21 protein-coding genes are annotated in these 26,980 nt (G+C 71.6%); 10 read left to right on the top strand and 11 right to left on the bottom strand.

The features are described 5' to 3' along the window. Positions 1 to 335: 335 nt before the first annotated feature. The 4 genes from OG753_RS31085 to OG753_RS31070 are packed head-to-tail and all read right to left on the bottom strand — an operon-like array spanning position 336 to position 3,779. On the bottom strand, positions 336 to 1,157 hold the full coding sequence (locus tag OG753_RS31085) for an ABC transporter ATP-binding protein (RefSeq protein WP_327264905.1): 822 nt from the start codon (positions 1,155 to 1,157) through the stop codon (positions 336 to 338). A 6-nt stretch (positions 1,158 to 1,163) separates the two neighbouring features. Then, complete coding sequence (locus OG753_RS31080; RefSeq protein WP_405790990.1) at positions 1,164 to 2,198, bottom strand: ABC transporter substrate-binding protein; 1,035 nt, start codon at positions 2,196 to 2,198, stop codon at positions 1,164 to 1,166. Positions 2,199 to 2,243: 45 nt separating this feature from the next. Beyond that, the gene (gene ssuE, locus OG753_RS31075; protein ID WP_327264903.1) at positions 2,244 to 2,801 is read right to left on the bottom strand and encodes an NADPH-dependent FMN reductase; all 558 of its coding nucleotides are present in this window, start codon (positions 2,799 to 2,801) and stop codon (positions 2,244 to 2,246) included. A gap of 36 nt (positions 2,802 to 2,837) precedes the next feature. Further along, a complete protein-coding gene (locus OG753_RS31070; RefSeq protein ID WP_405790989.1) occupies positions 2,838 to 3,779 on the bottom strand; it encodes a TauD/TfdA dioxygenase family protein in 942 nt (313 codons plus the stop codon). Positions 3,780 to 5,035: 1,256 nt separating this feature from the next. Here OG753_RS31070 and OG753_RS31065 point away from each other — a divergent pair. The 4 genes from OG753_RS31065 to meaB are packed head-to-tail and all read left to right on the top strand — an operon-like array spanning position 5,036 to position 11,309. Beyond that, positions 5,036 to 6,277 carry an ROK family protein gene (locus OG753_RS31065; protein WP_405792871.1) on the top strand — a complete coding sequence of 414 codons (1,242 nt, stop codon included), beginning with the start codon at positions 5,036 to 5,038 and terminating at the stop codon, positions 6,275 to 6,277. Then, the gene (locus tag OG753_RS31060) at positions 6,261 to 8,126 is read left to right on the top strand and encodes a methylmalonyl-CoA mutase family protein (RefSeq protein WP_405790988.1); all 1,866 of its coding nucleotides are present in this window, start codon (positions 6,261 to 6,263) and stop codon (positions 8,124 to 8,126) included. Before OG753_RS31065 ends, OG753_RS31060 begins: the two co-directional genes overlap by 17 nt. Further along, positions 8,123 to 10,309 carry a methylmalonyl-CoA mutase gene (gene scpA / locus OG753_RS31055; protein ID WP_327264900.1) on the top strand — a complete coding sequence of 729 codons (2,187 nt, stop codon included), beginning with the start codon at positions 8,123 to 8,125 and terminating at the stop codon, positions 10,307 to 10,309. Before OG753_RS31060 ends, scpA begins: the two co-directional genes overlap by 4 nt. 10 nt (positions 10,310 to 10,319) lie before the next feature. Next, a complete protein-coding gene (meaB, locus tag OG753_RS31050) occupies positions 10,320 to 11,309 on the top strand; it encodes a methylmalonyl Co-A mutase-associated GTPase MeaB (protein WP_327264899.1) in 990 nt (329 codons plus the stop codon). Positions 11,310 to 11,343: 34 nt separating this feature from the next. Here meaB and OG753_RS31045 read toward each other — a convergent pair whose 3' ends face one another. Continuing rightward, complete coding sequence (locus tag OG753_RS31045; RefSeq protein ID WP_405790987.1) at positions 11,344 to 14,733, bottom strand: NACHT domain-containing protein; 3,390 nt, start codon at positions 14,731 to 14,733, stop codon at positions 11,344 to 11,346. A gap of 66 nt (positions 14,734 to 14,799) precedes the next feature. Next, the gene (locus OG753_RS31040; protein ID WP_383199426.1) at positions 14,800 to 15,801 is read right to left on the bottom strand and encodes an asparaginase; all 1,002 of its coding nucleotides are present in this window, start codon (positions 15,799 to 15,801) and stop codon (positions 14,800 to 14,802) included. Positions 15,802 to 15,952: 151 nt separating this feature from the next. Between OG753_RS31040 and OG753_RS31035 the strand changes: the two genes are divergently transcribed. Continuing rightward, positions 15,953 to 16,408: an Lrp/AsnC family transcriptional regulator gene (locus OG753_RS31035; RefSeq protein ID WP_109778110.1), complete on the top strand. Its 456-nt coding sequence runs from the start codon at positions 15,953 to 15,955 to the stop codon at positions 16,406 to 16,408. A gap of 171 nt (positions 16,409 to 16,579) precedes the next feature. Here the strand turns inward: OG753_RS31035 and OG753_RS31030 are convergent, their stop codons facing one another. After that, a complete protein-coding gene (locus OG753_RS31030; RefSeq protein WP_405790986.1) occupies positions 16,580 to 18,829 on the bottom strand; it encodes an MMPL family transporter in 2,250 nt (749 codons plus the stop codon). Between the two features lie 782 nt (positions 18,830 to 19,611). On the opposite strand from OG753_RS31030, the gene OG753_RS31025 reads away from it, so the two are divergent. From OG753_RS31025 to OG753_RS31010, 4 genes are all read left to right on the top strand, one after another. Further along, positions 19,612 to 19,848 (top strand): MbtH family protein, encoded by a 237-nt coding sequence (locus OG753_RS31025; RefSeq protein WP_327264895.1) that lies wholly within the window; start codon positions 19,612 to 19,614, stop codon positions 19,846 to 19,848. A gap of 380 nt (positions 19,849 to 20,228) precedes the next feature. Next, the gene (locus tag OG753_RS31020) at positions 20,229 to 20,774 is read left to right on the top strand and encodes a hypothetical protein (protein WP_327264894.1); all 546 of its coding nucleotides are present in this window, start codon (positions 20,229 to 20,231) and stop codon (positions 20,772 to 20,774) included. A gap of 62 nt (positions 20,775 to 20,836) precedes the next feature. Continuing rightward, positions 20,837 to 21,358 (top strand): hypothetical protein, encoded by a 522-nt coding sequence (locus OG753_RS31015; protein WP_405790985.1) that lies wholly within the window; start codon positions 20,837 to 20,839, stop codon positions 21,356 to 21,358. Further along, complete coding sequence (locus tag OG753_RS31010; protein ID WP_405790984.1) at positions 21,343 to 22,548, top strand: MAB_1171c family putative transporter; 1,206 nt, start codon at positions 21,343 to 21,345, stop codon at positions 22,546 to 22,548. Before OG753_RS31015 ends, OG753_RS31010 begins: the two co-directional genes overlap by 16 nt. Before the next feature lie 35 nt (positions 22,549 to 22,583). On the opposite strand, the gene OG753_RS31005 is transcribed toward OG753_RS31010, so the two are convergent. From OG753_RS31005 to OG753_RS30990, 4 genes are all read right to left on the bottom strand, one after another. After that, positions 22,584 to 24,119, bottom strand: a complete 1,536-nt coding sequence (locus OG753_RS31005) for a hypothetical protein (RefSeq protein ID WP_405790983.1) — start codon at positions 24,117 to 24,119, stop codon at positions 22,584 to 22,586. Between the two features lie 67 nt (positions 24,120 to 24,186). After that, complete coding sequence (locus tag OG753_RS31000) at positions 24,187 to 24,723, bottom strand: sensor domain-containing protein (protein ID WP_405790982.1); 537 nt, start codon at positions 24,721 to 24,723, stop codon at positions 24,187 to 24,189. A 439-nt stretch (positions 24,724 to 25,162) separates the two neighbouring features. After that, a complete protein-coding gene (locus OG753_RS30995) occupies positions 25,163 to 25,432 on the bottom strand; it encodes a hypothetical protein (RefSeq protein WP_405790981.1) in 270 nt (89 codons plus the stop codon). Between the two features lie 5 nt (positions 25,433 to 25,437). Continuing rightward, on the bottom strand, positions 25,438 to 25,641 hold the full coding sequence (locus OG753_RS30990; protein ID WP_405790980.1) for a hypothetical protein: 204 nt from the start codon (positions 25,639 to 25,641) through the stop codon (positions 25,438 to 25,440). A gap of 273 nt (positions 25,642 to 25,914) precedes the next feature. Between OG753_RS30990 and OG753_RS30985 the strand changes: the two genes are divergently transcribed. Next, complete coding sequence (locus OG753_RS30985; RefSeq protein ID WP_405790979.1) at positions 25,915 to 26,901, top strand: LuxR C-terminal-related transcriptional regulator; 987 nt, start codon at positions 25,915 to 25,917, stop codon at positions 26,899 to 26,901. Positions 26,902 to 26,980 lie beyond the last annotated feature (79 nt).

Raw genomic sequence — 26,980 nt, 5'->3', positions numbered from 1 at the left:
GGCGGCGGGGCCCTTCGGCGCGGGCGCGGCGTCCGGTCCGGTGGCGGGTGCCTCCGGGGCCGCGGGTGCCTCCGGAGTCGCCGGGGCCGTCGGGGTCGCCGAGGCCGTCGGGGTCGCCGAGGCCGTCGGGGTCCGCTCAGGGGCGGGTGCCGTTGCCGTGGCCGCCCGGCCGGCGCCGCGTAGTCGGCGTACCAGCAGCGACGGGAGACCGGACCGCGGCCTGCGGGACTCCCGGTCGGCGGTCGCGGGGGCCGCGGGCGCGGTGTCCTGCCGTACCGCCTCGCTTACCGCCTGTCGGTCGGCCGGGGCATCGGCGGGGGTCGTGATGTCGGTGGTCATACGGTGGCCTCTTCCTTCTCCAGTTGCTGGGCGCGGGCCACCTCGTCGTGGAGCAGGGTCCAGATCTCGTGGCGATACCGGGCGAACTCGGGGCTGGAACGCAGGTCCTCGCCCAGGAAACCGGCGCCGCGGGCGCCGAAGGAGACCGGGACGATCTCCTTGACACGGCCCGGACGGGAGGTCATGACGGCCACCTTCTGGCCGAGGTAGACCGCCTCCTCGATGCCGTGCGTGATGAAGACGACGGTCTTGCCGGTGCGCTGCCAGATGCGCCGCAGCTCGTCCTGGAGGGACTCGCGGGTCTGCGCGTCGAGCGCGGCGAACGGCTCGTCCATCAGCAGCACGTCCGGGTCGTAGGCCAGCGAGCGGGCGATGGCCACGCGCTGGCGCATGCCGCCGGACAGTTCGTGCGGGTGCCGGTCCTCGAAGCCGGTGAGGCCGACCAGGTCCAGGAACTCCCGGGCCCTCGAACTGCGCTCGCGGCGCGGGACGCCGGTCGCCTCCAGGCCGAACTCCACGTTGCCGAGCGCCGTGCGCCACGGCAGCAGCGCGTACTGCTGGAAGACGATGCCCCGGTCCAGGCCGGGCCCGGTGATCGGCTTCCCGTCGAGCAGGATCCGCCCGGACGTCGGCCGGGTCAGCCCGCCGAGCAGGTCCAGGAGGGTGGACTTGCCGCAGCCGCTGGGGCCCACGACCACCACGAACTCCCCCGCCTCGATCTCCAGGTCGATGCCGTCGAGTGCGGTGAACTGCTCCTTGCTCTTCCTGTCCTTGGTCGGGAAGGTCTTGGTCACTTCCTCGAACACGATCTTCGCCATGGCGGATCAGCCCTTCCCGAAGCCGTTGAACTCGTTCGTGTAGAGGTCGGCGGGCTTCAGCTGTCCCGGCTTGATGTCGCCGCGCTCGCCGAGCCAGTCCAGCCAGAGCTGGAACTCCTTGTCCTCGATCCGGCCGCCCGTCTCGGCGACCCCGTACGAGCGCCAGTACTGGAGGGTCGAGGCGTCCTCGTTGCGGCCGCGCTTCTTGACGATCTCGGTCTGCCGGGCGATGACCTCCTCGCGCGGGGTGGTGCGGGCCCACTCGATGGCCTTGGCCACGCCGGTCACGAAGGTCCGTGCGGTGTCCGGGTTCTGCTTGATGAAGCGCTCGGTCATGATGTAGGAGCCGGCGCTGAACTTGCCGAGCAGGTCGAAGTCGCTGAACAGCGGCCTGATCCCGCCGGCCGCCACGGCCTTGTCGCGCAGGATGCCGCCCAGCACGCCCACGTCGATCTGCTTCTGGCGCAGCACCTGGTCGGTGTTGACGGGCGGCACCACGAGCGACTCGACCTTCGAGGAGTCGGCCTTGGCGAGGCCGTTGCGGCTCAGGTAGATGTCGAGGACGGCCTGGGAGTGCGCACCCAGGGTGTTCATGCCGACCTTCTTGCCGAGGAGGTCGCGGGCGGAGCGGATCGGGCTGTCCTCCAGGACGTAGTAGCCGCTGTACGAGTGCTCGTCGACGCCGTAGTAGGAGATGACGGCCTTGATGGGGGCCTTGCTGGAGGCGAGTTTGACGATCGCGCCGTTGAAGGCGCCGCCGAAGTGGGTCTGGCCGGTGGCGGCGGACTGGATGTCCTGCGGGCCGCTGATGGTGTTGCCGACCCACTCCAGCTTGAGGTCCTCCAAGTAACCGAGGTCGGCCGCGAGTTCGGGCAGCGTGACGGCACCGACCGAACCCTGGTACTTCAGGGTCTTGATCTGGGCGCCGGAACCGCTGCTGCCCGCGGTGGCCGTGCCGCAGCTCACCGCGGCCGCCGAGATGCCGAGCAGGGTGAGGAACTGGCGTCGGGAGGTGGTGGTCGAGGTGAAGGCTGCGGGCATGACGGTTCCTTGTCGGTACGGGTATGGGCCTGCGTGGTGGCGGTGTTACGGGGTTGCGGTGAGGGCGGCGGTGGGCGTCGAACGCAGGGCGGCGGAGAACTCGTCGACGGCCTGGTAGAGGTCCAGTTCGGCCTCGGGCCGCAGCCGGTCGGGGCCGGATCCGCGCTCGACGGAGGAGTCCAGGACGAACCGGCCGGCGGTGACGTGCCGGGCGCCGAGGGCGGCGAGCACGGGGCGCAGGGCGTAGTCGATGGTCAGGACGTGGGCGAGGCTGCCACCGGTGGCGAGCGGCAGGACCGTCTTGCCGTCGAGGCCGTCCTGCGGGAGCAGGTCGAGGAAGGCCTTGAGCAGTCCGGTGTACGAGGCCTTGTAGACCGGGGTCGCGATGACCAGGCCGTCGGCCTCGGCGACGGCCTCGAGCGCCCGGCGGATCCCGGGCTCGCCGCGGCGGGCGGCGAGGAGGTCGGCGGCGGGGAGGTCGCGCACGGAGAGGTGGGCGGTCTCGAAGCCGGAGTGGGCCAGGCGGCGCAGCACGTGGTCGGCGACGACGGCGGTGCGGGAGTGGGCGGAGGGGCTGCCGGTGATGGCGAGCAGGCTGGGCACGGGGGCTCCTTGGGATTCGTACGGGGAGCGGGGGGATCAGGCGGTGGTGGAGGCTCCGGAAGCGATGCCGAAGGCCGGGTCCGGGACGGCCTCCGGGCTGATCAGGCGGGAGGGCTCGCCGTCGGGGCCGACCGGGACGTCGCCGTCGACGGTGACGCGGCGCAGGGTGCGCTCGTGGTCGTCGGAGTCGTCCACGCCGTAGTGCTGGGTGGCGCGGTTGTCCCAGATCGCGACGTCGCCGGCCCGCCACTGCCAGCGGACGGTGTTCTCGGGGCTCTCGATGTGCGACTGGAAGAGGTCCTGGAGGGCGCGGGAGTCGCGGCCGGTGAGGCCGTTGATCCGCTGGACGAAGTTGCCGAGGAGCAGGGTGCGCTCGCCGGTCTCGGGGTGGACGCGGACCAGCGGGTGCTCGGTGAGGAACTTGGTGGAGGTGAACACCTCGCGGTACTGGGCCAGGGCCTCGGGGAGCGCGTCGGGCTTCAGGGCGGCGTAGTCGTACTCGTTGGAGTGGACGGCGCGCAGGCTGTCGGCGAGGGCGCGGAGCGGCTCGGGGAGGTTGCTGTAGGCGGTGGCCGTGTTGGCCCAGAGGGTGTTGCCGCCGTACGGGGGGACGGTGACGGCGCGGAGGATGGAGAAGGCGGGGTAGGCGGGGACGAAGGTGACGTCGGTGTGCCACTGGTTGGCGCGGGCGCCGTGGTGGGAGTCGATGCCGAGGGCGTAGCGGCCGTCGGCGGACGGGACGGTGGGGTGCGCGACGGGCGCACCGAGCCGCTGGGCGAAGGCTTCGTGCGAGGCCTCGTCGAGGTGGTCCTGGCCGCGGAAGAAGACGACCTTGTGGGCGAGGAGGGCGGCCCGGATCTCGGCGACGGTGCCGTCGGGCAGCTCGCCGCCGAGCCGTACGCCGCCGATCTCGGCGCCGATGCGGCCGCCGATCCTGGTGACGGTAGTGGTGGCGGCGGTGGTTGTGGCAGTGGCCATGAGGACTCCCTGGGTCGGGGCGCTGAGTTATTTCCGCAGCGGAAGAAATGGCGGGACGGAGCAGCAGGGCGCGGCGCTGCGCCGAGCGGTACGGGTGCGGTGACGAGTGCGAGCGCGAGTACGGGTGCGGGTGCGGGTGCGGGTGCCGGTGCGGTGACGAGTACGGGTGCACGGTCGTGCGGGGGCGAGGCGGTACGCAGCCGGCCGCCCGAGGCCGCGGAGGCCCCTCGGGCGACCCGGCCCCGCCCGGAACCACGGACGGCGAAGACCCGCCGCCCCGGCAGGTGACCGCCCGGACGGGGCCCGGGCGGTCACCTGTCCGGTGGTGCACCACCCCTGGGGGTGCACCACCGGACGGGAGCGGGTCGGGCGGGCGCGAGCCGGATCCGGGGGACCGTCCTGGACCGGGTGGACCGGTCAGGCGGGGCGCCGGATCGGCGCGGTCAGGCGCGGCCGGGGGCCGGACAGCGGCCCGGACACGCGCCCGGCTCGGTACAGAGGCCGGTGGTGTGGAGCCGCGGGGCGAGGAATGCGTTCGCGGACATGTCCCGGAGCGTGTCAGCGGCCCCGGCGGCGGTCAACCCCCGCCCGCGGCCGCCGAACGCACCCCTCGCCGGCCTCCGAGTCCACCCCGCACACCGCCCACGACCTGCGCTTTCCCCCGCGCGCCGACCCGCGCCCCGGCCCGCCCCGGCGGCCGAAAAGCGTGGCTGGATTTCATGGCCCCGCAATGCGGCCGCCACGCGTTCGCCGGGATCCGCCCCCGCCACCCGGTCGCGGGCCCGGGACGTGAAGCTCCCGCCCGGCCGGCGGGGCCCGGCACGCGCGCTCGCCGCGTCGGCGCGTCCCGCGCGGGTACGACCCGCCGCCGCTCTCGTGCGGCCACGCCCCCATGGCTCGCCCTGCCGATCGGGCCGGACCACGGGGCGTGCCCGCAACTCCCGCCCGATCGGCGCGGCCCGGCACGCGCGCTCGCCGCGGTGTCGCCTCGCGCGGGTACGACCGGCGCCGCCCCTGCGCCTGCACACCCCCGGCCCGACCTACCGACCGACAGACCTGGCGGCCCTGGAGCGACCCCGACCGGGCCGTCCCCGCCGGATCCCGCCGGGCGACGTACCGCACCGGCCGCCCCGGGCTCATCCGGCAGGATCCGGAAGCGACGGCCCGGGACGGCCGGGACACCCCCTGACCCCCGCAGGGGAACCGGCATGATCGGGGGCACGCCCCCAGCCCCCCGAGGAGACCGCGTGACGCATATGGCCGGTGACAGCCGGACCGCCGCCAATGCCGCCACCGTGCTGCGGACGGTGCTCGACCACGGACCGGTCGCCCGCAGCGGCATCGCCCCGCTGTGCGGGCTGAGTCCCGCCGCCGTGTCCCGGCAGACCACCGGCCTGGTCCGCCGCGGGCTGCTGCGCGAGCTGCCCGGGCCCGGCGGTGGGGTGGGGCGGCCGCGGATCCCGCTGGACCTGCACACCGGGGCCGTCGGCGGGCCGGTCGCCGCCGGGCTGCACATCGGGGTGCCGCACTCGACCTTCAGCCTCGTCGACCTGCGGGGGCAGCTGCTCGCCCGCCGCGCCTTCCCGCACGAGGGGCTGCCCGCGGCCGACCTGTCCCCCGTGATCGCCTCCGGACTCCGCCGCTTCCTCGACGAGTTCACCGCCGGGCGGCCGCTCCTGGGCGTCGGCGCGGCCCTGGGCGGCTGGATCAATCCCGACGAGGGGATCGTCGTACGGCACCCAGCCCTCGGCTGGAGCCGCAAGCCGCTCGCCGCCGAACTGTCGGCCGCGCTCGGGCTGCCGGTGTGGATCGACAACCACGCGCGGGCCGTCGCGCGGGCAGAGATCCTCTTCGGCCGGCCCGAGGCCCGCCGGAGCCTGGTGCACCTGTTCATCGGCCGGGTCGTCGACGCCGCCTTCGGGATCGAGGGGACCGTGCACCAGGGTCCGGGCTCGGCCGCGGGCGACGTGGCCCATCTGCCGGTGCCGCGCTCCCGGGCCGCGTGCGCGTGCGGACGTACGGGCTGCCTGGAGGCGACCGCGTCCGACACCGCGCTCGGCGCCGAGGCCGTGCGCCGGGGCATCGTCCCGGACCCTTCGGTCAACCTGCTGGTGGACGCGGCCGCCACCGGCGACCCGCGCGCCGACCGGCTGCTGCGCGAGCGCGCCCGAGCGGTCGGCCGCGCGGCGGCTCTTCTGTTGGATGTCTTCAATCCGGCGGTCATGGTCGTGACCGAGCTGGCGAGCGTCCTGGACGAGGGATATCTGGAGGAGGTCCGGGCCGCCGCGATGGAGCTCTCGCACGTCTGCGACGACCCCGGGCGGATCGTGGTACCGCACGCGGGACCTGCCGTCCTCCCGGAGGCCGCGGCAACCGTGCTGCTCAGCCGGGTGTTCCAGGATCCATTCGGCATGGCCCGAGAGGGGGAGATCACACCCATCGGTATGGTGCCACCTGAGCGCGCTCCCCTACATTCGAGCCATGACGGTCCTGCCTGACGACGGGCTCTCCCTGGCCGCCGAGTTCCCTGACGCGACGCATGAGCAGTGGCAGCGCCTTGTAGAAGGCGTACTGCGCAAGTCGGGCAAGGAAGTCTCCGGCGAGGCCGCAGAAGACGCGTTGTCCACCCCAATCGAGGACGGGCTCATCACGCGCCCGCTCTACACCGCGCCGCCCGACGGGTCGGCTCCCGATATCGGTCTGCCCGGCTTCGCCCCGTTCGTCCGCGGAGGCAGGCCGGAAGGCACCACCGCGAACGGCTGGGACGTGCGCCAGCGCCTCGCCGGAACCGATCCGGCGCGCCTGAACGAGGCGGCCCTCGCCGACCTCGAGAACGGCGTCACCTCCCTGTGGCTCACCGTCGGCAGCGGCGGGCTCCCGGTCGAGGGCCTCGCCCGGGCGCTGGACGGGGTCTATCTGGACCTCGCCCCCATCGCCCTGGACGCCGGAGCCCAATACGCCGAAGCCGCCCGCGCGTTGCTGCGCCTCTACACCGAGAGCGCGGTGGCCCCCGAGGCCGCTCGGGCCTCGCTGGGCGCCGACCCCCTGGGCCACGAGGCACGCACCGGTGAGGTCCTGGACCCGGCCGGCGCCGTGGAACTGGCCCTGGAGGCCTCCGCCGGCTGGCCCGGGGTGCGCGCCCTGACCGTCGACGCACTGCCCTACCACGAGGCCGGCGGCAGCGCCGCCGAGGAGCTGGGCCTGTCCCTGGCCACCGGTGTCGCCTACCTCCGCGCGCTCACCGAAGCGGGCCTCGGCACCGAAGCGGCGCTCGGACAGCTGGAGTTCCGCTACGCCGCCACCGCGGACCAGTTCCTCACCATCGCCAAGCTGCGCGCCGCGCGCCGGCTGTGGTCCCGTATCGCCGAGGCCTCGGGGGCCCCGGAGGCGGGTGCCCAGCTCCAGCACGCGGTGACCTCGCCGGTGATGATGACCCGCCGCGACCCCTGGGTGAACATGCTGCGCACCACCGTGGCCTGCATGGCCGCGGGTGTGGGCGGCGCCGACTCGGTGACGGTGCTCCCCTTCGACAGCGAGCTGGGCATGCCGGACGCCTTCGCGCGCCGGATCTCCCGCAACACCTCCACCATCCTGCTGGAGGAGTCGCACCTGGCCCGGGTGATCGACCCGGCCGGCGGCTCGTACTACGTCGAGCGCCTCACCGACGAACTCGCCCACGCCGCCTGGGGGTTCTTCCAGACCCTGGAGAAGGCCGGCGGTCAGGCCGCCGCCCTGCGCTCCGGGCTGGTGGCCGAGCGGCTCGCCGCCACCTGGGCCGCGCGGTCCAAGAAGCTGGCGAAGCGGCGCGAGCCGATCACGGGCGTCAGCGAGTTCCCGCTGCTCTCGGAGAAGCCGGTCGTCCGCGAGCCCGCGCCCGCCGGTCCCACCGGCGGCCTGCCGCGCGTGCGGCGCGACGAGGCGTACGAGGCCCTGCGCGCCCGCAGCGACGCGCATCTGGCGGCGACCGGCGCCCGGCCGAGGATCTTCCTCGCCGCGCTGGGCCCGGCGGCGGCGCACACCGCGCGCGCCACCTTCGCCTCGAACCTGTTCCAGGCGGGCGGCATCGAACCGGTGCACGATCCGGTGTCGGTCGATCCGGCGACGGCCGCCGAGGCCTACGCCGCGAGCGGCGCCGACGGCATGGCCGTGCTCTGCTCCAGCGACGCGCTGTACGAGGACCAGGCCGCGGCGGTGGCCGAGGCCCTGCGCGCGGCGGGCGCCACGACCGTCTTCCTCGCCGGCCGGCCGGGCACCGCAGAGGCTTCCGTGGACGAGTACGTCTTCGCCGGCTGTGACGCCGTCGCCGTGCTCTCCTCCGTACTCGACCGGATGGGAGTGCCGTCTTGAGCATCCCCGATTTCTCCGAGCTGGCGCTCGACCCGACCGCCCCCTCCGGCGTGACCGAGGAGCAGTGGCGCTCGTCGGTGAAGGAGTCCACCGGCACCGCGGCCGCCGACCTGCTGTGGGAGACGCCCGAGGGCATCGGCGTCAAGCCGCTCTACACCGGGCGGGACCTGGAGGGCCTGGACTTCCTGCGGACGTACCCGGGCGTGGCCCCGTACCTGCGCGGCCCGTACCCGACGATGTACGTGAACCAGCCCTGGACGATCCGGCAGTACGCCGGTTTCTCCACGGCCGAGGAGTCGAACGCCTTCTACCGGCGCAATCTGGCGTCGGGCCAGAAGGGCCTGTCGGTGGCCTTCGACCTGCCCACCCACCGCGGCTACGACAGCGACCACCCGCGGGTGACGGGCGATGTCGGCATGGCGGGCGTGGCGATCGACTCGATCTACGACATGCGGCAGCTGTTCGACGGGATCCCGCTGGACAAGATGTCGGTGTCGATGACGATGAACGGCGCGGTGCTGCCGGTCCTCGCGCTCTACATCGTGGCGGCGGAGGAGCAGGGCGTCTCCCCCGACAAGCTCGCCGGGACCATCCAGAACGACATCCTCAAGGAGTTCATGGTCCGCAACACCTACATCTACCCGCCGAAGCCCTCGATGCGGATCATCTCGGACATCTTCGCGTTCACCTCGCAGAAGATGCCCCGGTACAACTCGATCTCCATCTCCGGCTACCACATCCAGGAGGCCGGGGCCACGGCCGACCTGGAGCTGGCCTACACCCTGGCCGACGGCGTGGAGTACCTGCGGGCCGGTCAGGCCGTCGGGCTGGACGTGGACGCGTTCGCACCGCGCCTGTCGTTCTTCTGGGCGATCGGCATGAACTTCTTCATGGAGGTCGCGAAGCTGCGCGCGGCCCGCCTGCTGTGGGCGCGCCTGGTCAAGCAGTTCGACCCGAAGAACGCCAAGTCGCTGTCGCTGCGCACGCATTCGCAGACCTCGGGCTGGTCCCTGACGGCGCAGGACGTCTTCAACAACGTGACGCGCACCTGCATCGAGGCGATGGCCGCGACCCAGGGCCACACCCAGTCGCTGCACACCAACGCCCTCGACGAGGCCCTCGCACTGCCGACGGACTTCTCGGCTCGCATCGCCCGCAACACCCAGCTGCTGCTGCAGCAGGAGTCGGGGACCTGCCGGTCCATCGACCCGTGGGGCGGCAGCGCGTACGTCGAGAAGCTGACGTACGACCTGGCGCGCCGGGCCTGGCAGCACATCGAGGAGGTCGAGGCGGCCGGCGGCATGGCGCAGGCCATCGACGCGGGCATCCCGAAACTGCGCGTGGAGGAGGCCGCGGCCCGTACGCAGGCGCGGATCGACTCGGGCCGCCAGCCGGTGATCGGCGTCAACAAGTACCGCGTGGAGAACGACGAGGCGATCGACGTCCTGAAGGTCGACAACTCCTCGGTGCGCTCGCAGCAGATCGCCAAGCTGCGGCGGCTGCGCGAGGAGCGCGACGAGGCGGTCACCCAGGACACCCTGCGGGCGCTGACGAACGCCGCCGAGCGCGGTGACGGCAACCTGCTGGCCCTGGCGGTGGACGCGGCGCGCGCCAAGGCGACCGTGGGTGAGATCTCGGACGCACTGGAGAAGGTGTACGGGCGGCACGCGAGCCAGATCCGTACGATCTCGGGTGTGTACCGCACCGAAGCAGGCGAGTCCCCGTCCGTGGAGCGCACCCGTGCGCTCGTCGACCGGTTCGAGGAGGCGGAGGGACGGCGTCCGCGCATCCTGGTCGCCAAGATGGGCCAGGACGGGCACGACCGCGGCCAGAAGGTGATCGCGACCGCCTTCGCCGACCTGGGCTTCGACGTGGACGTCGGCCCGCTGTTCCAGACCCCGGCGGAGGTGGCCCGTCAGGCCGTCGAGGCGGACGTCCACGTGGTGGGCGTGTCGTCGCTGGCGGCCGGCCACCTGACCCTCGTACCGGCGCTGCGCGAGCAGCTGGCGGAGGAGGGCCGCGAGGACATCATGATCGTCGTGGGTGGGGTGATCCCGCCCGCCGATGTCCCGACGCTGCTGGAGATGGGCGCGACGGCGGTCTTCCCGCCGGGCACGGTGATCCCGGACGCGGCCCACGACCTGGTGACGCGGCTGGCCGCGGACCTGGGCCACGAGCTGTAGGCGGCCGCCGGTGCCGAAGATAGACATCGAGGCCTACGCGAAGGGGGTACTCGACGGGAAGCGCGCGTTCGTCGCGCGCGCGATCACGCTCGTCGAGTCCACCCTGCCCGCTCACCGGGTCCTGGCGCAGGGGCTGTTGGCGGAGCTGCTGCCGCACGCGGGCCGGGCCCGGCGGATCGGCATCAGCGGGGTGCCGGGGGTGGGCAAGTCCACCTTCATCGACGCCTTCGGCACGATGCTGACGGGGCTCGGCCACCGGGTGGCCGTCCTCGCGGTGGACCCCTCGTCGAAGCGCACGGGCGGCTCCATCCTGGGTGACAAGACCCGGATGGAGCGGCTGTCGGTGGATCCGGCGGCGTTCGTGCGCCCGTCCCCCTCGGCGGGCACGCTGGGCGGGGTCGCCAAGGCCACCCGCGAGTCGATGATCGTGATGGAGGCGGCGGGCTACGACGTGGTCCTCGTCGAGACCGTCGGCGTGGGCCAGTCGGAGACCACGGTGGCGGGGATGGTCGACTCCTTCCTGCTGCTCTCCCTGGCCCGTACGGGCGACCAGCTGCAGGGCATCAAGAAGGGCGTCCTGGAACTGGCCGACGTCCTGGCGGTGAACAAGGCGGACGGCCCGCACGAGCGCGACGCGAAGGCCGCGGCCCGTGAACTGTCGGGCGCGCTGCGCCTGATGCACCCGGTGGACGCGGCCTGGACGCCGCCGGTGCTGACGTGCAGCGCGCGGGAGTCGGCCGGGCTGGACGAGGTGTGGAGCCGCCTGGAGCAGCACCGGACCCTGCTGGAGGCGGGGGGCCGGCTGACGGCGAAGCGGGCGGCGCAGCAGGTGGAGTGGACCTGGTCGATGGTCCGCGACGAACTGCTGGAACGCCTGCGGGCGGACCCGGCGGTACGGGAGCTGGCGCCGGATCTGGAGTCCGCGGTCCGGGCGGGCACGGTGACACCGACGTCGGCGGCGGACCGCATCCTGTCGGCGTTCGGGAACGCAGGAAGCTGAGGACGGACCGGCGCCCGACGCGGGCGCCGGTCCCTCACAGACAGATCAGTTCCACGGCCGGCCGCAGCAGCTCGGCATTGCGGATGCGCTCTCGGCCGACGGAGACGGCAACGTACTGCAGCTGGGACAGCCCGGCCAGTGGCGCGACGTCGATGTCTCCCTCTGCGGGGAAGTCCCCCATGAACGTGCACTCGTTCAGCCGCGGGAAGGCTGCGGCCAATCGCGAGATCGCCGCCTGTACGGTCCTGTCCCCTCCGCCCGCGAGGAGGGCCAGACTGGTGACGCCCGGCAGCACCGCGTCCGCCGGCAGCGCTTCGAGCGACAGGGCGAACACCTTGAGGTGGAAGAGGGCCGGCAGGTCGCCGATCTCCCGCCATTCGGCCGCCGAGGCCGGGCTGGACAGCTCGTCGAGCATCAGCTCCCTAAGCTCGGACTGCGCACCGAGACCGTCGAGCCCGTGCGCGGAAGTCGCGAAGCCACCCACCGCCAGCTGACGCAGCGGAGCACCGGCCGGCAGGGTCCGCGCGGACCAGGTCATACCCCCGGTTCCCTCGACGCTGAGTGATTCCAGCCGCCCCAGGTCCGCGACCGGACTCAGATCGATGTCCGGCCGGTGCGTCGTGATGCTCAGCCGCCGGATCGGCAGGCCGCCGATCGCGGAGAGGTCGATCAGGTCCGGGCAGCGGTTGATGTCGAGGACTTCCAGGGCGGACTGCTGCCTCAGGAAGCCCAGATCGGTCACGGCGTCGTGCGCGAGCGCGACTTCCGTGAGCCTTTTCCGGTCGAAGTACCCGGCCAGGGCTTCCAGGGACACCTCGGTCCTGATGTCCAGCCGGTCCGGCCGGAGTTGGAGACGTTCCAGTTGGTGCAGCTGTTCGTCCGAGCGGATGGAGTAACGCAGGTCCGAGGGGTCCAGCCGTGCGATCACCTCATCGGCATAGTCCGCGCAGTCGAAGCGCGACCAGGCCCAAAGGAGCTGGGACCGGACCGGGAGCAAGGGGTGCCTGGCGAACTGCGTGAGGAAGGACAGAGCGGCGTCCGACTTCACGTGCGAGGCGGCGATCACCACATGGTAGGCATCGCGGTCGCCGAGGCCCTCGGGTCCCGGGAGCAGGCCCAGGATCAGGGGGCCGACCTCCGCGAGGGCGCGCGCCTCCTGCTCGTTCGACGGTGGAATGAGCATGGAGGTGCAGACTTCCACGGCCGTGCGGATCGCGGGATCCAGTGTGGTGGCGTGCTCCAGACAGGCGGCGGCGAGCAGGTAGATCCGGGACTGTGCGCGCTTGCCGGAGGAGCGGTCTCCCCGGTCGAGCAGGTCGCGGATCAGCGCCCCGCGCTCCCCCGGCCGGGCGAGGGCGACCGCCATCCGGATGACGTCCTCCCACTGGTCGTCGTCGGCATGGGCGATGAGAAGCCCGAAGTCGCCCTCCTCCACCGCGGCCCGCGCGCCGAGGAAGTCCTGGAAGGTGCGGTGGACGAAGACCACCGTGCCGGGAGCCGGTTCCCGCAGCAGCCCGCTGCGCTCGAGGAAGTGCTCGAAGACCACGGGCGCATCGCCCAGGGCGGCTGCCTCGGGGACCATGGGCAGCGCGCGGGCGATGATGTCCTCGGCGCGGGACCGGTCCATCTCGGTGCGGCCGTTCTTGATCAGCCAGTACGCGAGGCGTTGCAACAGGTCGAGCTGCGGCTCCTCCCGCAGGTCCGGGACCTTCATGTCCCGCTCCCGGTCGCGGCGGATCAGCAGCATGGAGAGGGCCGCCTCGTAGAGGTCCTTGCGGCCGTGCGGGAGGTAGCCGCGCCGGTCCCGGTGCAGGGCGCAGATCAGTGCGCACATCAGCGGGTTGGTGGCCAGCCTCCCGAGGTCGGGCTTGATCCGTACGGCGGTGAGCAGCTGCGCCTCGTACGCACTCAGCTGTGCGTCCCGGTCCCCGTCGTCGTCGCCTGCGGCGCCGTGCCACCGCTTGATGAAGGTGGCGACCTCCACCGGCCCCATGGCGGAAAGGGTCAGCTCGGTGAAGGCCTCCTCGGCGAGCCAGTGCGCTCCCACGGCGGAGGGCCGTGAGGTGACGAGCCAGCGGTTGTCGCCGCCGTAGGCGTCCATCAGGTCCCGCAGCCAGCGGCGGGCCCGTTCCCGTTCGGCGTCGGGAATCTCGTCGATGCCGTCGACGAGGACCAGGCCGCGGCCCGCCGCGAGGACGCGGTGCGCCCAGCCGTGGGGCTGCTCGGCCCCGAGCGGACAGCCGGAGGAGGACAGGAAGTCCGCGGGGGCGGGCAGCCGTTCACCATGGCGGGTCAGCGTACGCAGGGGCAGGACGAAGGGGATGCGGTCGTAGAGGTAGTCCATCTGCGGGGTGAGGTCCTGACGGGCGGCCGTGACGGCCAGCCACTGCACCAGCGTGGACTTTCCGGACCCGGCTTCGCCCCGGAGCAGCACCCGGGGGCTCTCCGCGAGAGCCTGGTCGGCGGGCTTCGGCGCGAACCTCCGGGCGAACCTCCGCGCCCATTCGCCCACCTGCTCCTGGTCCGCCGGTCGCAGTCCCATGAGCCCGGTCGCCGGCGTGTGGGCCCGTGTGCCGGGGGCCGCTGCGGACCCCGGGTCCCGCGTGGTGCGGTGCGCGAGGGATGCCGCTGCGATGACGTCGGTGACCGCGTCCGGTTCGCGCGCTTCCCGGTCGGGCGGGGGCGGTGGGCCGTTCACCGGCCGGCGGAACGCGAGCGGCGTCGCCTCCAGACTCAGGTACGCCGCGTCCAGCGGCCAGCGCGTCGGGGAGTTGATGAGATCGATGCCGTAGATGGTCAGCTGGCCGTGCTTCTTCTCCACGTACGGGAGGTACAGCTGCTCGAACGCGGCGTCCTGCCCGCCGGGCAGCGGGGCGCGGCGGATCAGTTCGTCGACCTTGGCCGTCAGTTCGGCGATCCCGCGGGTCTGCTGGACCAGGGCGTGGGCCACGAACGTCGAGCGCTGCGTGAAGAACTGCAGGATGTGGAGGCAGGCGGCGTCGACGAGTCGCTCGTAGAAGTACGTGGCGTCGGCGCTCAGCTCCCGCTCGGGATGGCCGGCGGCTGCGCGCAGCGCCCCGGCGAAGGCCGCCGAGCCGAGCCGGACGGCGTCCAGGTCGGTCATCTTCAGTTCGCCGAGGCCCCGCAGGGTCTGCGCGAGGGCATCGGTGACCGCCTGCCGCTCGTCCGCCGCGATCGGACGCTCGCCGCCGGTCCGCAAGGCCTGCGTGACCAGCTTGGCGGCCAGCGTCCGCAGATCGGCTTCCGTGAGCGAGCGCTTCTCGCCCTTGAAGGACACATGACCCGAGATGCGGATCGGCTTGTCGACGAGGCCGGCTCCGCCGCCCTCCGTGACGAACAGCTTCTTGACGAGGGGTCCGACGGCCGTCGAGGCCAGCCGGATACCGATGTTCACGGGATCCATGCAACCCCCCGCAGCGTAGCGACCGTTGGCCCGGAGCCTAACGGTCGCCGACGCCGCCCCGGAGGGTTATGCCCCGACGAGTACCGAGCCGTCCGCGCCCAGCGCCTCGCGCAGGATGCGGGCCTGCTCCACCTTGTTGTCCGTGGCGAGCAGCGCGGAAAGGACGGCGATACGGGCCTGGCCGGCGCGCAGCGTGCCGGTCGGGACGGCTCCGGCGGCGACGAGGTCCACCGCGCCGCCGTGCGTGTAGATCTCGGTGACCGGTCCGGCCATGACGCGGGTGCTCAGGGCGACCAGCACTCCGCGTGCGACGGCGGCCCGGACGGCGTCCACGATCTCCGGGGTGGCGTTGCCCGCGCCGGTCCCGACGAGGACGATGCCGCGGGCGCCGGCCTCGACGGCGGCGTTCAGCAGGACCGGGTCACCGTCGGCGTGGTGCACCACCACGTCCACGCGCGGCGGGATCTCCGGCATGGCAGGCAGCGGGAGCGGCGCCGGGCGCTGCGGCGTGCGCAGGATGGTGACCTTGCCGAAGCCGATCTTCCCGAAGAGCTCCTTCGAGGGGTCGGCGAACGCGTCCAGTTCCACGGCCTGGGTCTTCACGGTGCCGCGTGCGGCGTGCACCCGTCCGGCGAAGGCGATGAGCACGCCGAGCCCGCGCGTGTTCGCGGCGGTGAGCAGGGCGTCGTAGAGGTTCCCCGGGCCGTCGCCGTCGGCGGTTCCCATGGGGCGCTGCGAGCCGGTGAAGACCACGGAGCGCGGGTCGTGGTGGTGGAGGTCGAGGAGGAAGGCCGACTCCTCCAGGGTGTCGGTGCCGTGCGTGACGACGATGCCGTCGACGCCGGGGTCGGCGAGTACCTCGTGCACGGTGCGCAGCAGGGTGAGCTGGTGCGCGGTGGTGAGCCGCGGGCTGTTCACGCTGAAGAGGTCGACCAATTCGACGGTGATGCCCTCGGGGAGGGGCGCGGTCGCGATCACCTCGTTGCCGTCGGCCTCCGCCGCGAAGCCGGAACCCTGCCAGCGGCTGGCTATCGTCCCGCCGGTGCTGATGACGACGATCCGTCCCATTGGCCGTGGCCACCCTTCACTCGTGTCACTCGTGTCACTCATACGTCACTCGTACATATGTGCTTAAAGCAGCAATGATAGAGCGATCCATGCGCAATGTGATTGCGTTTTCCGCCAGGCCCGTTCACACTCGCCGGGTGATAATTGCGCCATGGACGCCATCGACAGAGATATCTTGCGTGAGCTCCAGGCAGACGGCCGCCTGAGCAACCAGGAACTCGCCCAGCGTGTGGGACTCACCCCCTCCCCCTGTATGCGCCGGGTGCGGCAGCTGGAGCAGGACGGGGTGATCCAGGGCTACCGCGCGGTGATCTCACCCGAGGCGGTGGACCGCGGGTTCGAGGTGCTCGTATCGGTCGAGGTGCGCCGCGACCGGGAGGCGGTCGAGGCCTTCGAGGCGGCCCTCCAGGACATCCCCGACGTCATCGAGGCCTATCGCCTCTTCGGCAGCCCCGGCTGCCTGCTGCGCATCGCCGTCGCGGACCTGCGCGCGTACGAGCGCCTGTGGATCGAGAAACTGACGGCCCTCACCGGCATCACCGAGGTCAACTCGCAGATCATCATGAAGCGCATCAAGGAACCGAACGGCCTGCCCGTCGGCCCCTGATCGGCATACGTGCACCGTTGGCCCACGCTGCCGGGATCAGGCCCGGCGGGATCCGGCCCGGCGGGATCCGGCCCGGCGGGATCCCGCCCGGCGGGCCAAGCCGGCAGCGGGCAAGCCCGCGCGCCGGCGGCTCGGGGCCGTCGGCGTACGGGCTTTCGCTTCGGTGGGTCATCAGCCCGGGAGGTTGGCCTCCTGCTCCCGGCGCTGCTGGGCGGGCAGGACCGGGGTGGCGGTCGTGCGGCCGAGCTTCTCGCCCTCGACGTCCATGTTCGGCAGGATCCGGTCGAGCCAGCGGGGCAGCCACCAGGCAGACCGGCCGAGCAGGGCGAAGAGCGCGGGCACCAGGGCCATGCGGACGATGAAGGCGTCGAACAGGACGGCGATCGCCAGGCTGAAGCCCACCATCTTGACGAAGACGTTCACCTCCATGATGAAGCCGGAGAAGACGCTGACCATGATGATCGCGGCGGCGCCGACCACCCGGCCGCCGTAGCGGAATCCGGTGACCACGGCTTCGCCCGGCTGCGCGCCGTGGACGTAGGCCTCCCGCATCCGGGTCACGAGGAAGACCTCGTAGTCCATCGCGAGACCGAACACCACACCGATCATGAAGATCGGCAGCGTGCTCATGATCGGGCCCGGCTGGTCGATGCCGAAGAGGTCCGCGAGCCAGCCCCACTGGAAGACGGCCACGACCGCACCGAGGGCCGCACTGACGGAGAGCAGGAAGCCGAGGGCCGCCTTGAGCGGGACGAGCAGCGAGCGGAAGACGAGTACCAGCAGGACGAAGGCGAGACCGACGACCAGGCCCAGGTACGGCAGCATCGCGTCGTCGAGGGTCCGCGAGAAGTCGATGAACAGCGCGGTCTGACCGGTGACCAGGACCTCGGCCCCGTTCTCGGCGCCCAGGCCGCTCGCGATGCCGCGTATCTTCCCGACCAGTTCCTCGGTCTCGTGCTCTGCGGGTCCGGTCGTCGGGATGAGGGTGAGGACCGCCGTGTCGCCCTTGTCGTTGGGCGTGGCCGGGGTCACCGCGGCGACGCCCTCGACCCTGCCGAGCTCCTTGCCCACGTTGCCGGCCGCGGTCACCGCGTCCTTGGCCTGGACGGTGACCATCAGCGGCCCGTTGAACCCGGCCCCGAAGGACTCGGACAGCATGTCGTACGCCTTGCGCTGCGTGGTGTCCGCCGCCATGGTGCCCTCGCCGGGCAGACCGAGCTGGAGGCCGGCGGCGGGCACCGCGACGACGCCGAGGCCCACGACACCGAGGAGCAGTACGGCCAGCGGGCGGCGGACGACGAAGGCCGCCCAGCGGGTGCCCAGGTTCGGCTTCTGGCGCGCGGCCCGCTTGTCGGCCTTGCGTTGCTGACGCTCCGTGAGCGGCTTGCCGTAGTACTTCTTGCGCTCCCGGCGGGGCATGACCTTGATCGGCGCGAAGCCGAGGAGGGCCGGGACGAGGGTGACGGCAATGAGGACGGAGACGGCGACCGTGCCGGCGGCGGCGAGGCCCATCTTGGTGAGCATCGGTATGTTCACGACGCTGAGGCCGGCGAGGGCGATGATGACGGTGAGTCCGGCGAAGACGACGGCGGAGCCGGCGGTGCCGACGGCCCGTCCCGCGGCGTCCTGGCGTTCGCGGCCCTCGGCCAGTTCGGAGCGGTAGCGGGAGACGATGAACAGGGCGTAGTCGATGCCGACCGCGAGGCCGATCATCAGCGCGAGGGTGGAGGTCGTGCTGGACAGGCCGAGGGTGCTGCCGAGTGCGGTGATGGCCGCTCCGCCGATGGCGACGCCCATGATGGCCGTCAGCAGGGGCATGCCCGCGGCGATCATCGAGCCGAAGGTGAGCACCAGGACGATGGCGGAGACGAGGATGCCGATGCCTTCGGCACCGCCGCCGGGTGCTCCGTCCACCTTGACGGCGTCACCGCCGGCCTCGACCACCAGCCCGGTGGTGCGGGCGTCCTCGAGTACCTCGTCGAGGCCCTTGTGCGCCTCGTCGGTCACCTTGAGGGCGGAGACCTTGTACGTGGCCACGGCGTACGCCGTGGTGGCGTCCTGGCTGAGGGCGTTGGTCTTGAAGGGGTCGGAGGCGGAGACCACGTCAGGCGCCTTGGCGAGCGCACCGACGAGGCTCTCGACCTTGGCCTTCTCGGCCGGGTCGGAGAGCTTCGCGCCGACCGGTGCCCGGACGACCACGCGGGCGGTCGCGCCGTCCACGCTCATGGCCGGGAACTTCTCCTTGAGCAGGTCGAAAGCCTTCTGTGACTCCGTACCCGGCATCGAGAACGTGTCGGTGGGCGGAGGCGGAGCGGCGGAGGCGGCGAACCCGACCCCGACGAGGACGGCGAGCCACAGCAGTGACACCAGGCCCCGTCGCCGGAAGGCGAGACGGCCCACTTTGTAGAGGAAGGTGGCCATAAGACAGAACTCCTGTGTCGATCGGCATGGAACGAAGGGGCGATTCGAGTCGGACGGCCGGCGGGTCGGCCGGCTGGTTCGACCGGCGGCCCGGAGCGGGGACGGCGGGCGTCTCACCCTCGGCGGCGTGATCCGCACCGCCGAATCCGTGACGCCATAGTGGCACATCAATGGCGCCATTGTCGCGCCAAATCTGAGCCATCGCATCGAGTTGGCCGAAAAATGCTCCCTGCCCGCCAGAGAGAGGCGCACCCGGAAAGCGGCGCGAGGCGTCACCCGACCAGGGGGCCCACCAGGAGAAACGGTCCCCGAATCGACTGCTGGAGCTGCTCAACGCCGGGATTCAGGAGATCGCCGGTACAGCTCGCGACATCGCATGCGATCCCGCCAACTCCACCGGCGCCACCCCGACATCACCTCGGCGCCAATAGTGCCAACATGGCTCCGCAAGCAGTGATCGGCCACTCCCGGCGGAGCCGCTACCGGGAGCATCCCGCGTCCTGGGCATCCGGCACGGTCGCCGGTTCACGCCGCATCGGCGACGACAGTGCATTCGAGAACACCGGACCGGAAGCCCATCTCTGCGAACTCGGTGCGGATCGGAGCGAATTCGGGGAATGTGTTACCGCCGCCACCTCAACGGGGCGGCGGGGAAGACACATCGACGACCGCCGGAGCGCCTCATCCGCACGCCGGCCTCCACGGAGCGCCCGTGATCGGGCACGGCGGTCTCACCGACTCCGTCCCCATCAATGGATGACGGTTCGTATGGGAGTGGACTGATGAGCAGCAACCCGTTCGACGACGCCGACGGCCGGTTCTACGTCGTGGTGAACGACGAGGAGCAGCACTCACTGTGGCCGTCGTTCGCCGAGATTCCCGCCGGCTGGCGCATCGTGTTCGGCGAGGAGAGCCGCCGGCAGTGCCTGGAATACGTCGAGGCGCACTGGACCGACCTGCGGCCGAAGAGCCTGCGCGAGGCGATGGCCTCCGACTCGGTTGCCGTCGGCACCGCGTGAGGCGGCTGCGTCATCCCGCGGAATGACCGAAGACGGCCGAGGGGCGGGCTCCGGTGCGGGTCGTCCGGCACCGCGCCCACCCTTCGCCGTGCCGGGGGGTGCCGCTGCACGTGCTCCGGCGCGCACGGCCACGACGTGCCGGGCGAGGGGCTGTTGCGGTGGAGCGAGCACGGGTCTCCGGGTCCAGGGTCCGGTTCTTCGGAGGAGGTCGCTTCTCCCCGGTCACAGGAGCCCGAGGTGACCCGGGCGGTCGCGGACACCCTCGGGCGTCCGGGCGGTCGCGGACACCCTCGGGCGCTGCGCAGTCGACCGCTCGCGGTCGCGGGGGCGGCCCGGCGGCTGGCGACGGTACGGTGTGGAGGTCCGGATCGGAGGTAACGGTGATTTCAGCGGGGCGCGGCGCCACCGGCGCCACAGACGAGACCGGCCGCCCTGCGGAGCGCGCTCGGAAGATCGCCGACCGGCTGGACCGGCTCATCGGCCGGGAAGCGGCCAAAGCGGGCGGGCGGTCCCCGACGTACCGAGAGCTGACCGACCGCATCAACAGGCTGGCGGGCCGCGACGTCATCTCCAAGGACACCATCCGCAACCTGCACCACGGTGTGAACCAGAAGGGGCAGGTCCCCAATCCCACGGTGGACACACTCGACTGGCTGGGCCGCGGTTTCGGCATCCAGGCCGGCGCGAGCTATTTCGTGGACGACACCAAGGCCGCCGTGGTGGACGAACAGCTCGACCGGCTGGAGAAGATGGGCGACTTGAGGCAGGCCCTGGGCAACTCCGAGGTGGTCAGCCTCGTCCAGCGGGCATCGGGCCTCTCCGACGGCAGCCTGCACATGCTGGTGGCCCTCGCAGACAAGCTCAAGCAGCTCGAGGAGAACGCGGCAACCGGCGAACGGCGAGCGGGCGTCTCCGACGGGGCATGAGGCGTACAACGCCCGGCACGGACACGCCTACGCCCCCATCAAGAAAGAACGTTTCCCGAGTCATGCCGCTCCCCCGAGGCCTGCGCAAGCGCTGCGAGTCGGTTCTCGCAGGCCTGGACCTGCCCAGCCCCTTCACCGTCGACGGCTTCCGCGCCTCGCTGGAACAGCAGCGCGGGCGGCCCATCGTCATGGAACCGCTCCCCGTCCTCGGCCGTGACGCACCGTGCGGCCTGTGGATCGCGCTGCCGAGTGTCGACGTCGTCTTCTACGAACAGCACACCAGCCCCGCGCACCAGGACCTCATCAAACTGCACGAGCTCGGCCACGTCCTGTGCGGCCACTCCGGGGTGTTCGAACTGGCCCACCTGGCGGCGCTGATGCCCGATCTGACTCCGGAGGTGATCGCCCAGGCGATGGGCGCCGGGCGCACCAGCTACGACACCGTCGAGGAGCAGGAGGCGGAGATGATCGCGCTGCTGTTGGCAGATCTCTGCGGGCCCACAGCCACGGCCGATCCCACCTCCGGCCGACTGGCCGAGAGCCTGCTGCACCCCATACGTACTCGCCGATGGAGAAAGCGCTGATGCGCCCGCTGTTCGAATGGCTGATGCCGCTCCTGGCGTGGAGCGTGGTGATCTGGCGAACGCCGTCCGCATTCGGGTCGCGTGCGAACCGTGCTCTGTGGGCCACGTTCGTGTCGGGCGCGGTCGGTCTCACCACCCGTCCCCCCTGGATCGCGCACGCCCTGGAAACGGTCACCGGCATCGGCGATGTGACATTGCTGATCAAGCACCTCGCCATCGTGATGGCGGCGTCCTTCCTGCTCGACTACGTCCACGCCATCCAGGAACGGCCCCACCACAAGCGCGCCTCGCGCCTGAAGCTCGTCTTCGTCATCGCCGCGATGACCACCCTGACCGCGCTCTTCGTCTTCTGGCTCCCGCACGACTACACCGGCGCGGACGGCCTCGACGCCCACTACGGCCACCCCGGCGTCCAGGTCTACCTCGCCGTCATCTACACCGTGTACGGGGTTGCCAGTGCACAGGCGGCCCTCCTGTTCTGGACGAACCGCCGCAACGTGCCCCCGGGACCGCTACGAGCCGGAGTCACCTGCCTCGCCGCGGCCACGGCCAACGGGCTCCTCTACACCGTGTACCGGATCTACTTCGTCCTGCGGGAGGGCGACTCCACGACGCTCGACGCCGACGGAAAGCCCGTGCCCCTCACGGATCCCGTCTCCGAACTGCTTCCCGCCGTGTCCGTGGTCCTGCTGGTCCTGGGCGTATCCATACCGCCGACCCGCACGCTGCTGCACTACGTCCGCGACCAGTACGCCCTGTGGCGCCTCCACCCCCTGTGGGCGGACCTGGTGACGGCAGTACCGCACGTGGTCCTGGGCACCCCCACCAGCCGTCTGCGCGACCTGTTCACTCCCGGGGACCGGACCATCGACGTCGCGCACCGCGCCTTCGCCATCCGCGACGCCGCTCTCGCCCTGCGCGACGACACTCCCACCGCGGTCCCCGCTTCCCCCGTGCCGGACGGCGGCGCGGAGGAGGACCCGGCCGGCACCGAAGCCCGCTGGCTCCGCCTCGCGGTACAACAGCGGGCCAGGGGCCTCCCGGCGCCCTCTCTCCCCGCCACGCTCGACCGTTCCGTCGGCGGCCGCACCCCGCGCGAGGAGATCGCGTGGCTCCTCAAGGTCGCGGCCGCCTACCGACCCGTGGAAAACACCCGGGCAGCCCGGCCGCGCCAACCGTCGGTGCGGTAGGCGCGACCGGGCTGCTGCTCCGGAGCCGGTCCCTGCTATTTGGTGGTGACGGATGCGGTGAGGGCGAGGGCGCCTTCGGCGCTGCCGGGGATCTCCGCCCAGCCCGCACTCCACTGGCCCGTGGTGTAGTTGGCGTCCTTGGTGAAGACACGGCCGCCCGTACCGATGGCATAGACGTGCATCGTGTTCCCGGTGACCACACTCGTCAGCGCCTTCAGACCGGAACCGCCCAGCGACGTCCAGGAACCCGACCAGCCACCGGCCGCATAATCACCATCGGTGTTCCACATCGCACCATCCGCACCGACGATCTCGAGGTGAACCTTGCTGCCGGTGACGGATGCCGTCAGCGCCGTGGCGCCTTCAGCATTGCCCGGCACCTCCGCCCAGCCCGCACTCCACTGCCCCGTCGTGTAGTTGGCGTCCTTGGTGAAGACACGGCCGCCCGAACCGATGGCATAGACGTGCATCGTGTTCCCGGTGACCACACTCGTCAGCGCCTTCAGACCCGAGCCGCCCAGCGACGTCCAGGAACCCGACCAGCCACCGGCCGCATAATCACCATCGGTGTTCCACATCGCACCATCCGCACCAACAACCTCCAGATGCACCTTGCTGCCGGTCACCGAAGCCGTCAACGCACTGGCACCCTCGAACCCACCCGGAACCTCGACCCAGTCCCCGCTCCACTGACCCGTCCCGTAGTTCGCGTCCTTCGTATAGACACGACCCGTCGAACCGATGGCAAAGACGTGCATCGTGTCATCGGTCACCACACTCGTCAGCGCCTTCAGACCGGAACCACCCAGCGACGTCCAGGAACCCGACCAGGCACCCGCCGCATAATCACCATCGGTGTTCCACATCGCACCATCCGCACCAACAACCTCCAGATGCACCTTCGAAGGGGCAGCGACCTGGTCTTCGACGATGTTCTTGTAGCGGTACGGGACGTAGGAGCCGGCGTTGCTGAAGTACGAGTAGGGGATCACCCTGCGCACGGCGTGCGGCGGGGTCTGCTCGATGCCGATGTAGGAGGTCATCGAGGAGTCGGTCCAGCTTTCGAAGAGGACCACGTGCGAACCGCTGACCGGGTTGGCGGCGTTGTGGAAGAGCAGCATGTCGCCCTTGCGCAGCTCACTCTTCGATATCCGGTTCGCGTAGGTGTCGAGGTTTCCGGTCCAGGCGTTCGTCCCGAGGTTCCAGGCCATGGACACCAGGCCGGAACAGTCGGTGCGGTAGCCCTCGCGGTAGCTGCTCTGGCTGTACGGAACCTTGGCGTCGACCCAGGTCTTGGCCCGGGCGATGACGGAACTACGGGTGATCGGGGCACTGCTGCTCTCCGCGGCCGCAGCGGCTCCGGCGAACTTGTTCTTCGTACCTGTGGTCTTGAGGGGGCCCGGCTGACCCTGGGGGCGCTCGACGTCGACGGTCGTGCCCTGCGAAGCGGTACCCGTCGGGGCGGCCTGGGTGCCGGCGGCATGGGCGGGCAGGACCGACAGGACGAGCGAGGCGGCGCAGGCGGCGGTCATGATGCCGGCAGTGCGGAAGGCCGAGGTCTTGATGGACAACTGGACTCCTGGTGAAGAGAGAAGTGGAAGAAGGGCCGGGCGGAGCGTTCGCGGTTCTTCGCCGCGGTCAGCTCTTGGCGCCGAGTTCGGCCAGCGCGCCGAGCACGGCGGCGTCGGTGCCGGTGTCGTGCGGCGGCGCCGCGCGCTCGGCCAACTCGTCGAACTGGAAGAGCGTGAGATGGTCGCCCTGGTGGACGACGTAGAGGTGGTTGGTCTGTGTGTCCGGGGCCGACAGCCCGCCGACGCCCGTCCAGTGGCGCGCCCAGGCGGTGCCGTCTCCGGTCGTCGCGGTGGTGGTCACGACGGCGTCCTGCCGTACGCCCTCACGCTTCTGAACATGCCGGGAGACGGTCTGGCAGTTGTTCATGTCGGCGACCAGTCGCCGGTACGCGCTCTGCGCGGCCTCGGCGTCCGGGAAGGCGAACAGCTGCTGGCCGGCCGGGCTCCCGGCCGAACTGCGGTATCCCTGCTGCTGCCAGAGGGTGGCACCGGCGACGGCTGCGCACTCGTTGACTGTGATCTTCCGGCCGTCGCTCAGGTCCTGGCTGGACAGGGGGCCGTCCGGCTTCCACCCGAGCGCCTTCTGCGCGGGCAGCTTCGCCACGCCCTCAGGAGTGACCGCGGCGGTGCGTGCGGCGCCCGCATCCGCAACGGCCTGTGCAGTCGTTCCGTTCGCGGGCCCGGACCCCGCGGGGTCGGCGGGCCGCCCGGCTGCCTCCGGGGTTCCGGATGCCGGTGCCGGCGGGGGCGAGCCGGTCGAGGGTGACGGTGCCGGGGCAACGGCCGATACCTCCCGAGCGGCTGCGGCGGGCGAGGCCCCGTTCCGGCCGTGGCTGCAGCCCGTCGCCACAGCGGCGGTACAGACGGCCAGTGCCACGAAAGCGGCGCTCGCGAAGGTGGATCGGTGCGGTCGTCTGGACATGGCTGCTCCCGGAACGGTGGAGGGCGAGGAAGGAGGAGAAGGGCTACTGGCGAGTTAAATCGCCGCATCCCCCGGGGTCCGGCAGGTCGCCGTCGTGAGTACGCGTCAGGTACGGGCGAGGTCAGGGGAGCGCGAGGGTGAATCCATGCACGGCGATGGGCCCGTGCACTCGGTCGAGGAGCGCACGCATCTGGGTGAGAGCCGAAACGTCGCACGGGGCGTGGACGAACAGGACTACGTCCAGGCCGTGTTCAACAGGCCGGGCCCGGACGTGCTCCAGGCCGTCGGACGGTCTGGCGTGCGCCCACAGCAGATCTTGCAGAAGCGGCGCCGCGCCTTCGGCCGGCGGGTCCGCCGAGGTGCGGACGAGAGAGGCCTGGATCACACGCACGGAGCTCAATCCCAGCCGATGACCTGGGAACTGCTGCCGGCCGCCCGGACCGAGTCCCAGCCGATGACCTCGGATCCGCCGCCGCCCGCCCGGACCGAGTCCCAGCCGATCACACCCGGGCCGGTGACCACGGGGGCCAGGGAGGCTGCGCCGGCGGAGAGCAGTGCGGTGAGGCCGGCAGCGACGATCAGGCGGGTGGTGCGCGACATGAGTTCCCCCTGGAACATGGGCAGTTGGTACGGAAGATGGGTGATGCGCACCGCACCGGACGGCCTTTCGGCCCTGGCCTGGGGTGGGGCTCGTGCGCCCCGCCGTCCGGTGATCACCATCCTGCTGCCGGGCGCACTCCACCGGAAGGGATCACGGCTGGCACCAAGCTGCCGGGCACCTTGGGGCCACGGCTCGCCGCACCGGCGATTAAGATCGCCACGCTGGGGGTTTGATCAAGACTGATACCGAAGTGCAGCCGGGGGGGCTGAACAATGCTGAAAGCGTTGGGGCTGGACGTACATGCAGAAACCGTCTATCGAGGGATGCTCGCGGATCCCTCCGGCGGCGTGGAGGAGCTCGGGCGGCGGCTCGGAATGGCCGAGTCCCAGGTCAGGGAGGCACTGGACCGGCTGGTGGACCTCGGTCTGCTCGCGGCGTCCCGGGATACGTCCGGCGGGCTGCGCGCCATCAGTCCCCAGGCGGGCCTGGAACAGCTGCTGCGCCGCCAGGAGGAAGAACTCGTCAGGCGCCAGCACGAACTGGCCCTGAGCAAGGCGGCCGCGGCCCGCGCCGTCGCCGAGTACGCGGACCTGCGCCCCAACACCGAGACCGACGGTGCGGAGCGTCTCGTCGGTCTCGATGCCATCCAGTCCCGCTTGGAGGTGCTCACTCGGGACCTGGGCCGGGAGTGCCTGGCGATCATGCCGGGCGGCGCCCAGTCGCAGGCGAGCCTGGACGCCTCGCGACCGCTGGACGAGGAGGCACTCGCGCGCGGGGTCGGCATGCGCGTCATCTATCAGGACAGCGTCAGGAACGACCCGGCGACCTTCGCCTACGCGCAGTGGACCACCGAGCGGGGCGGAGAGGTCCGCACCAGCCCCGTACTGCCACCGCGGCTGCTGATCTTCGACCGGGCCACAGCCGTCGTCCCGATCGACCCGGCCAACTCCCGTCTCGGAGCGCTGTGCACCACGGCTCCCGGGATCGTGGCCTCCCTCGTCAGCCTGTTCCACCAGACCTGGGACACCGCCGTACCCCTCGGCGCGGCCCGCAGGACGACCACGCAGGAGGGCATCACCGGCGGGGAGCGGGAACTCCTCAAGCTCCTCGCCTCCGGCATGACCGACGAAGCCGCAGGCAAACGGCTCGGAGTCTCCCTGCGGACCGTACGGCGTCAGATGTCCGCCCTCATGGAACGACTCGACGCGGCCAGCCGCTTCGAAGCCGGCCTCAAGGCGGCCCAACGCGGCTGGCTCTGAGCCCCGCAACCGGGGATCGCGGCCGGCATTCCCGGCCGCCGTGCCCTGTTCTGTGTGTTCCTGCTTCCCCGTCGACGGA

The sequence above is a fragment of the Streptomyces sp. NBC_00029 genome (assembly GCF_045160505.1).
Classification (GTDB): domain Bacteria; phylum Actinomycetota; class Actinomycetes; order Streptomycetales; family Streptomycetaceae; genus Streptomyces.
The sequence above is the reverse complement of the archived record's forward strand: the minus strand, read 5'-3'. Positions and strand labels throughout refer to the sequence as shown.

Excerpts from the sequence above, each read along its gene's own strand:
- OG753_RS31085 (WP_327264905.1), bottom strand. The coding sequence starts at position 1,157 with ATGGCGAAGATCGTGTTCGAGGAAGTGACCAAGACCTTCCCGACCAAG.
- OG753_RS31080 (WP_405790990.1), bottom strand. The coding sequence starts at position 2,198 with ATGCCCGCAGCCTTCACCTCGACCACCACCTCCCGACGCCAGTTCCTC.
- OG753_RS31070 (WP_405790989.1), bottom strand. The coding sequence starts at position 3,779 with ATGGCCACTGCCACAACCACCGCCGCCACCACTACCGTCACCAGGATC.
- OG753_RS31065 (WP_405792871.1), top strand. The coding sequence starts at position 5,036 with ATGGCCGGTGACAGCCGGACCGCCGCCAATGCCGCCACCGTGCTGCGG.
- OG753_RS31060 (WP_405790988.1), top strand. The coding sequence starts at position 6,261 with ATGACGGTCCTGCCTGACGACGGGCTCTCCCTGGCCGCCGAGTTCCCT.
- OG753_RS31045 (WP_405790987.1), bottom strand. The coding sequence starts at position 14,733 with ATGGATCCCGTGAACATCGGTATCCGGCTGGCCTCGACGGCCGTCGGA.
- OG753_RS31040 (WP_383199426.1), bottom strand. The coding sequence starts at position 15,801 with ATGGGACGGATCGTCGTCATCAGCACCGGCGGGACGATAGCCAGCCGC.
- OG753_RS31035 (WP_109778110.1), top strand. The coding sequence starts at position 15,953 with ATGGACGCCATCGACAGAGATATCTTGCGTGAGCTCCAGGCAGACGGC.
- OG753_RS31030 (WP_405790986.1), bottom strand. The coding sequence starts at position 18,829 with ATGGCCACCTTCCTCTACAAAGTGGGCCGTCTCGCCTTCCGGCGACGG.
- OG753_RS31025 (WP_327264895.1), top strand. The coding sequence starts at position 19,612 with ATGAGCAGCAACCCGTTCGACGACGCCGACGGCCGGTTCTACGTCGTG.
- OG753_RS31015 (WP_405790985.1), top strand. The coding sequence starts at position 20,837 with ATGCCGCTCCCCCGAGGCCTGCGCAAGCGCTGCGAGTCGGTTCTCGCA.
- OG753_RS31010 (WP_405790984.1), top strand. The coding sequence starts at position 21,343 with ATGGAGAAAGCGCTGATGCGCCCGCTGTTCGAATGGCTGATGCCGCTC.
- OG753_RS30990 (WP_405790980.1), bottom strand. The coding sequence starts at position 25,641 with ATGTCGCGCACCACCCGCCTGATCGTCGCTGCCGGCCTCACCGCACTG.
- OG753_RS30985 (WP_405790979.1), top strand. The coding sequence starts at position 25,915 with ATGCTGAAAGCGTTGGGGCTGGACGTACATGCAGAAACCGTCTATCGA.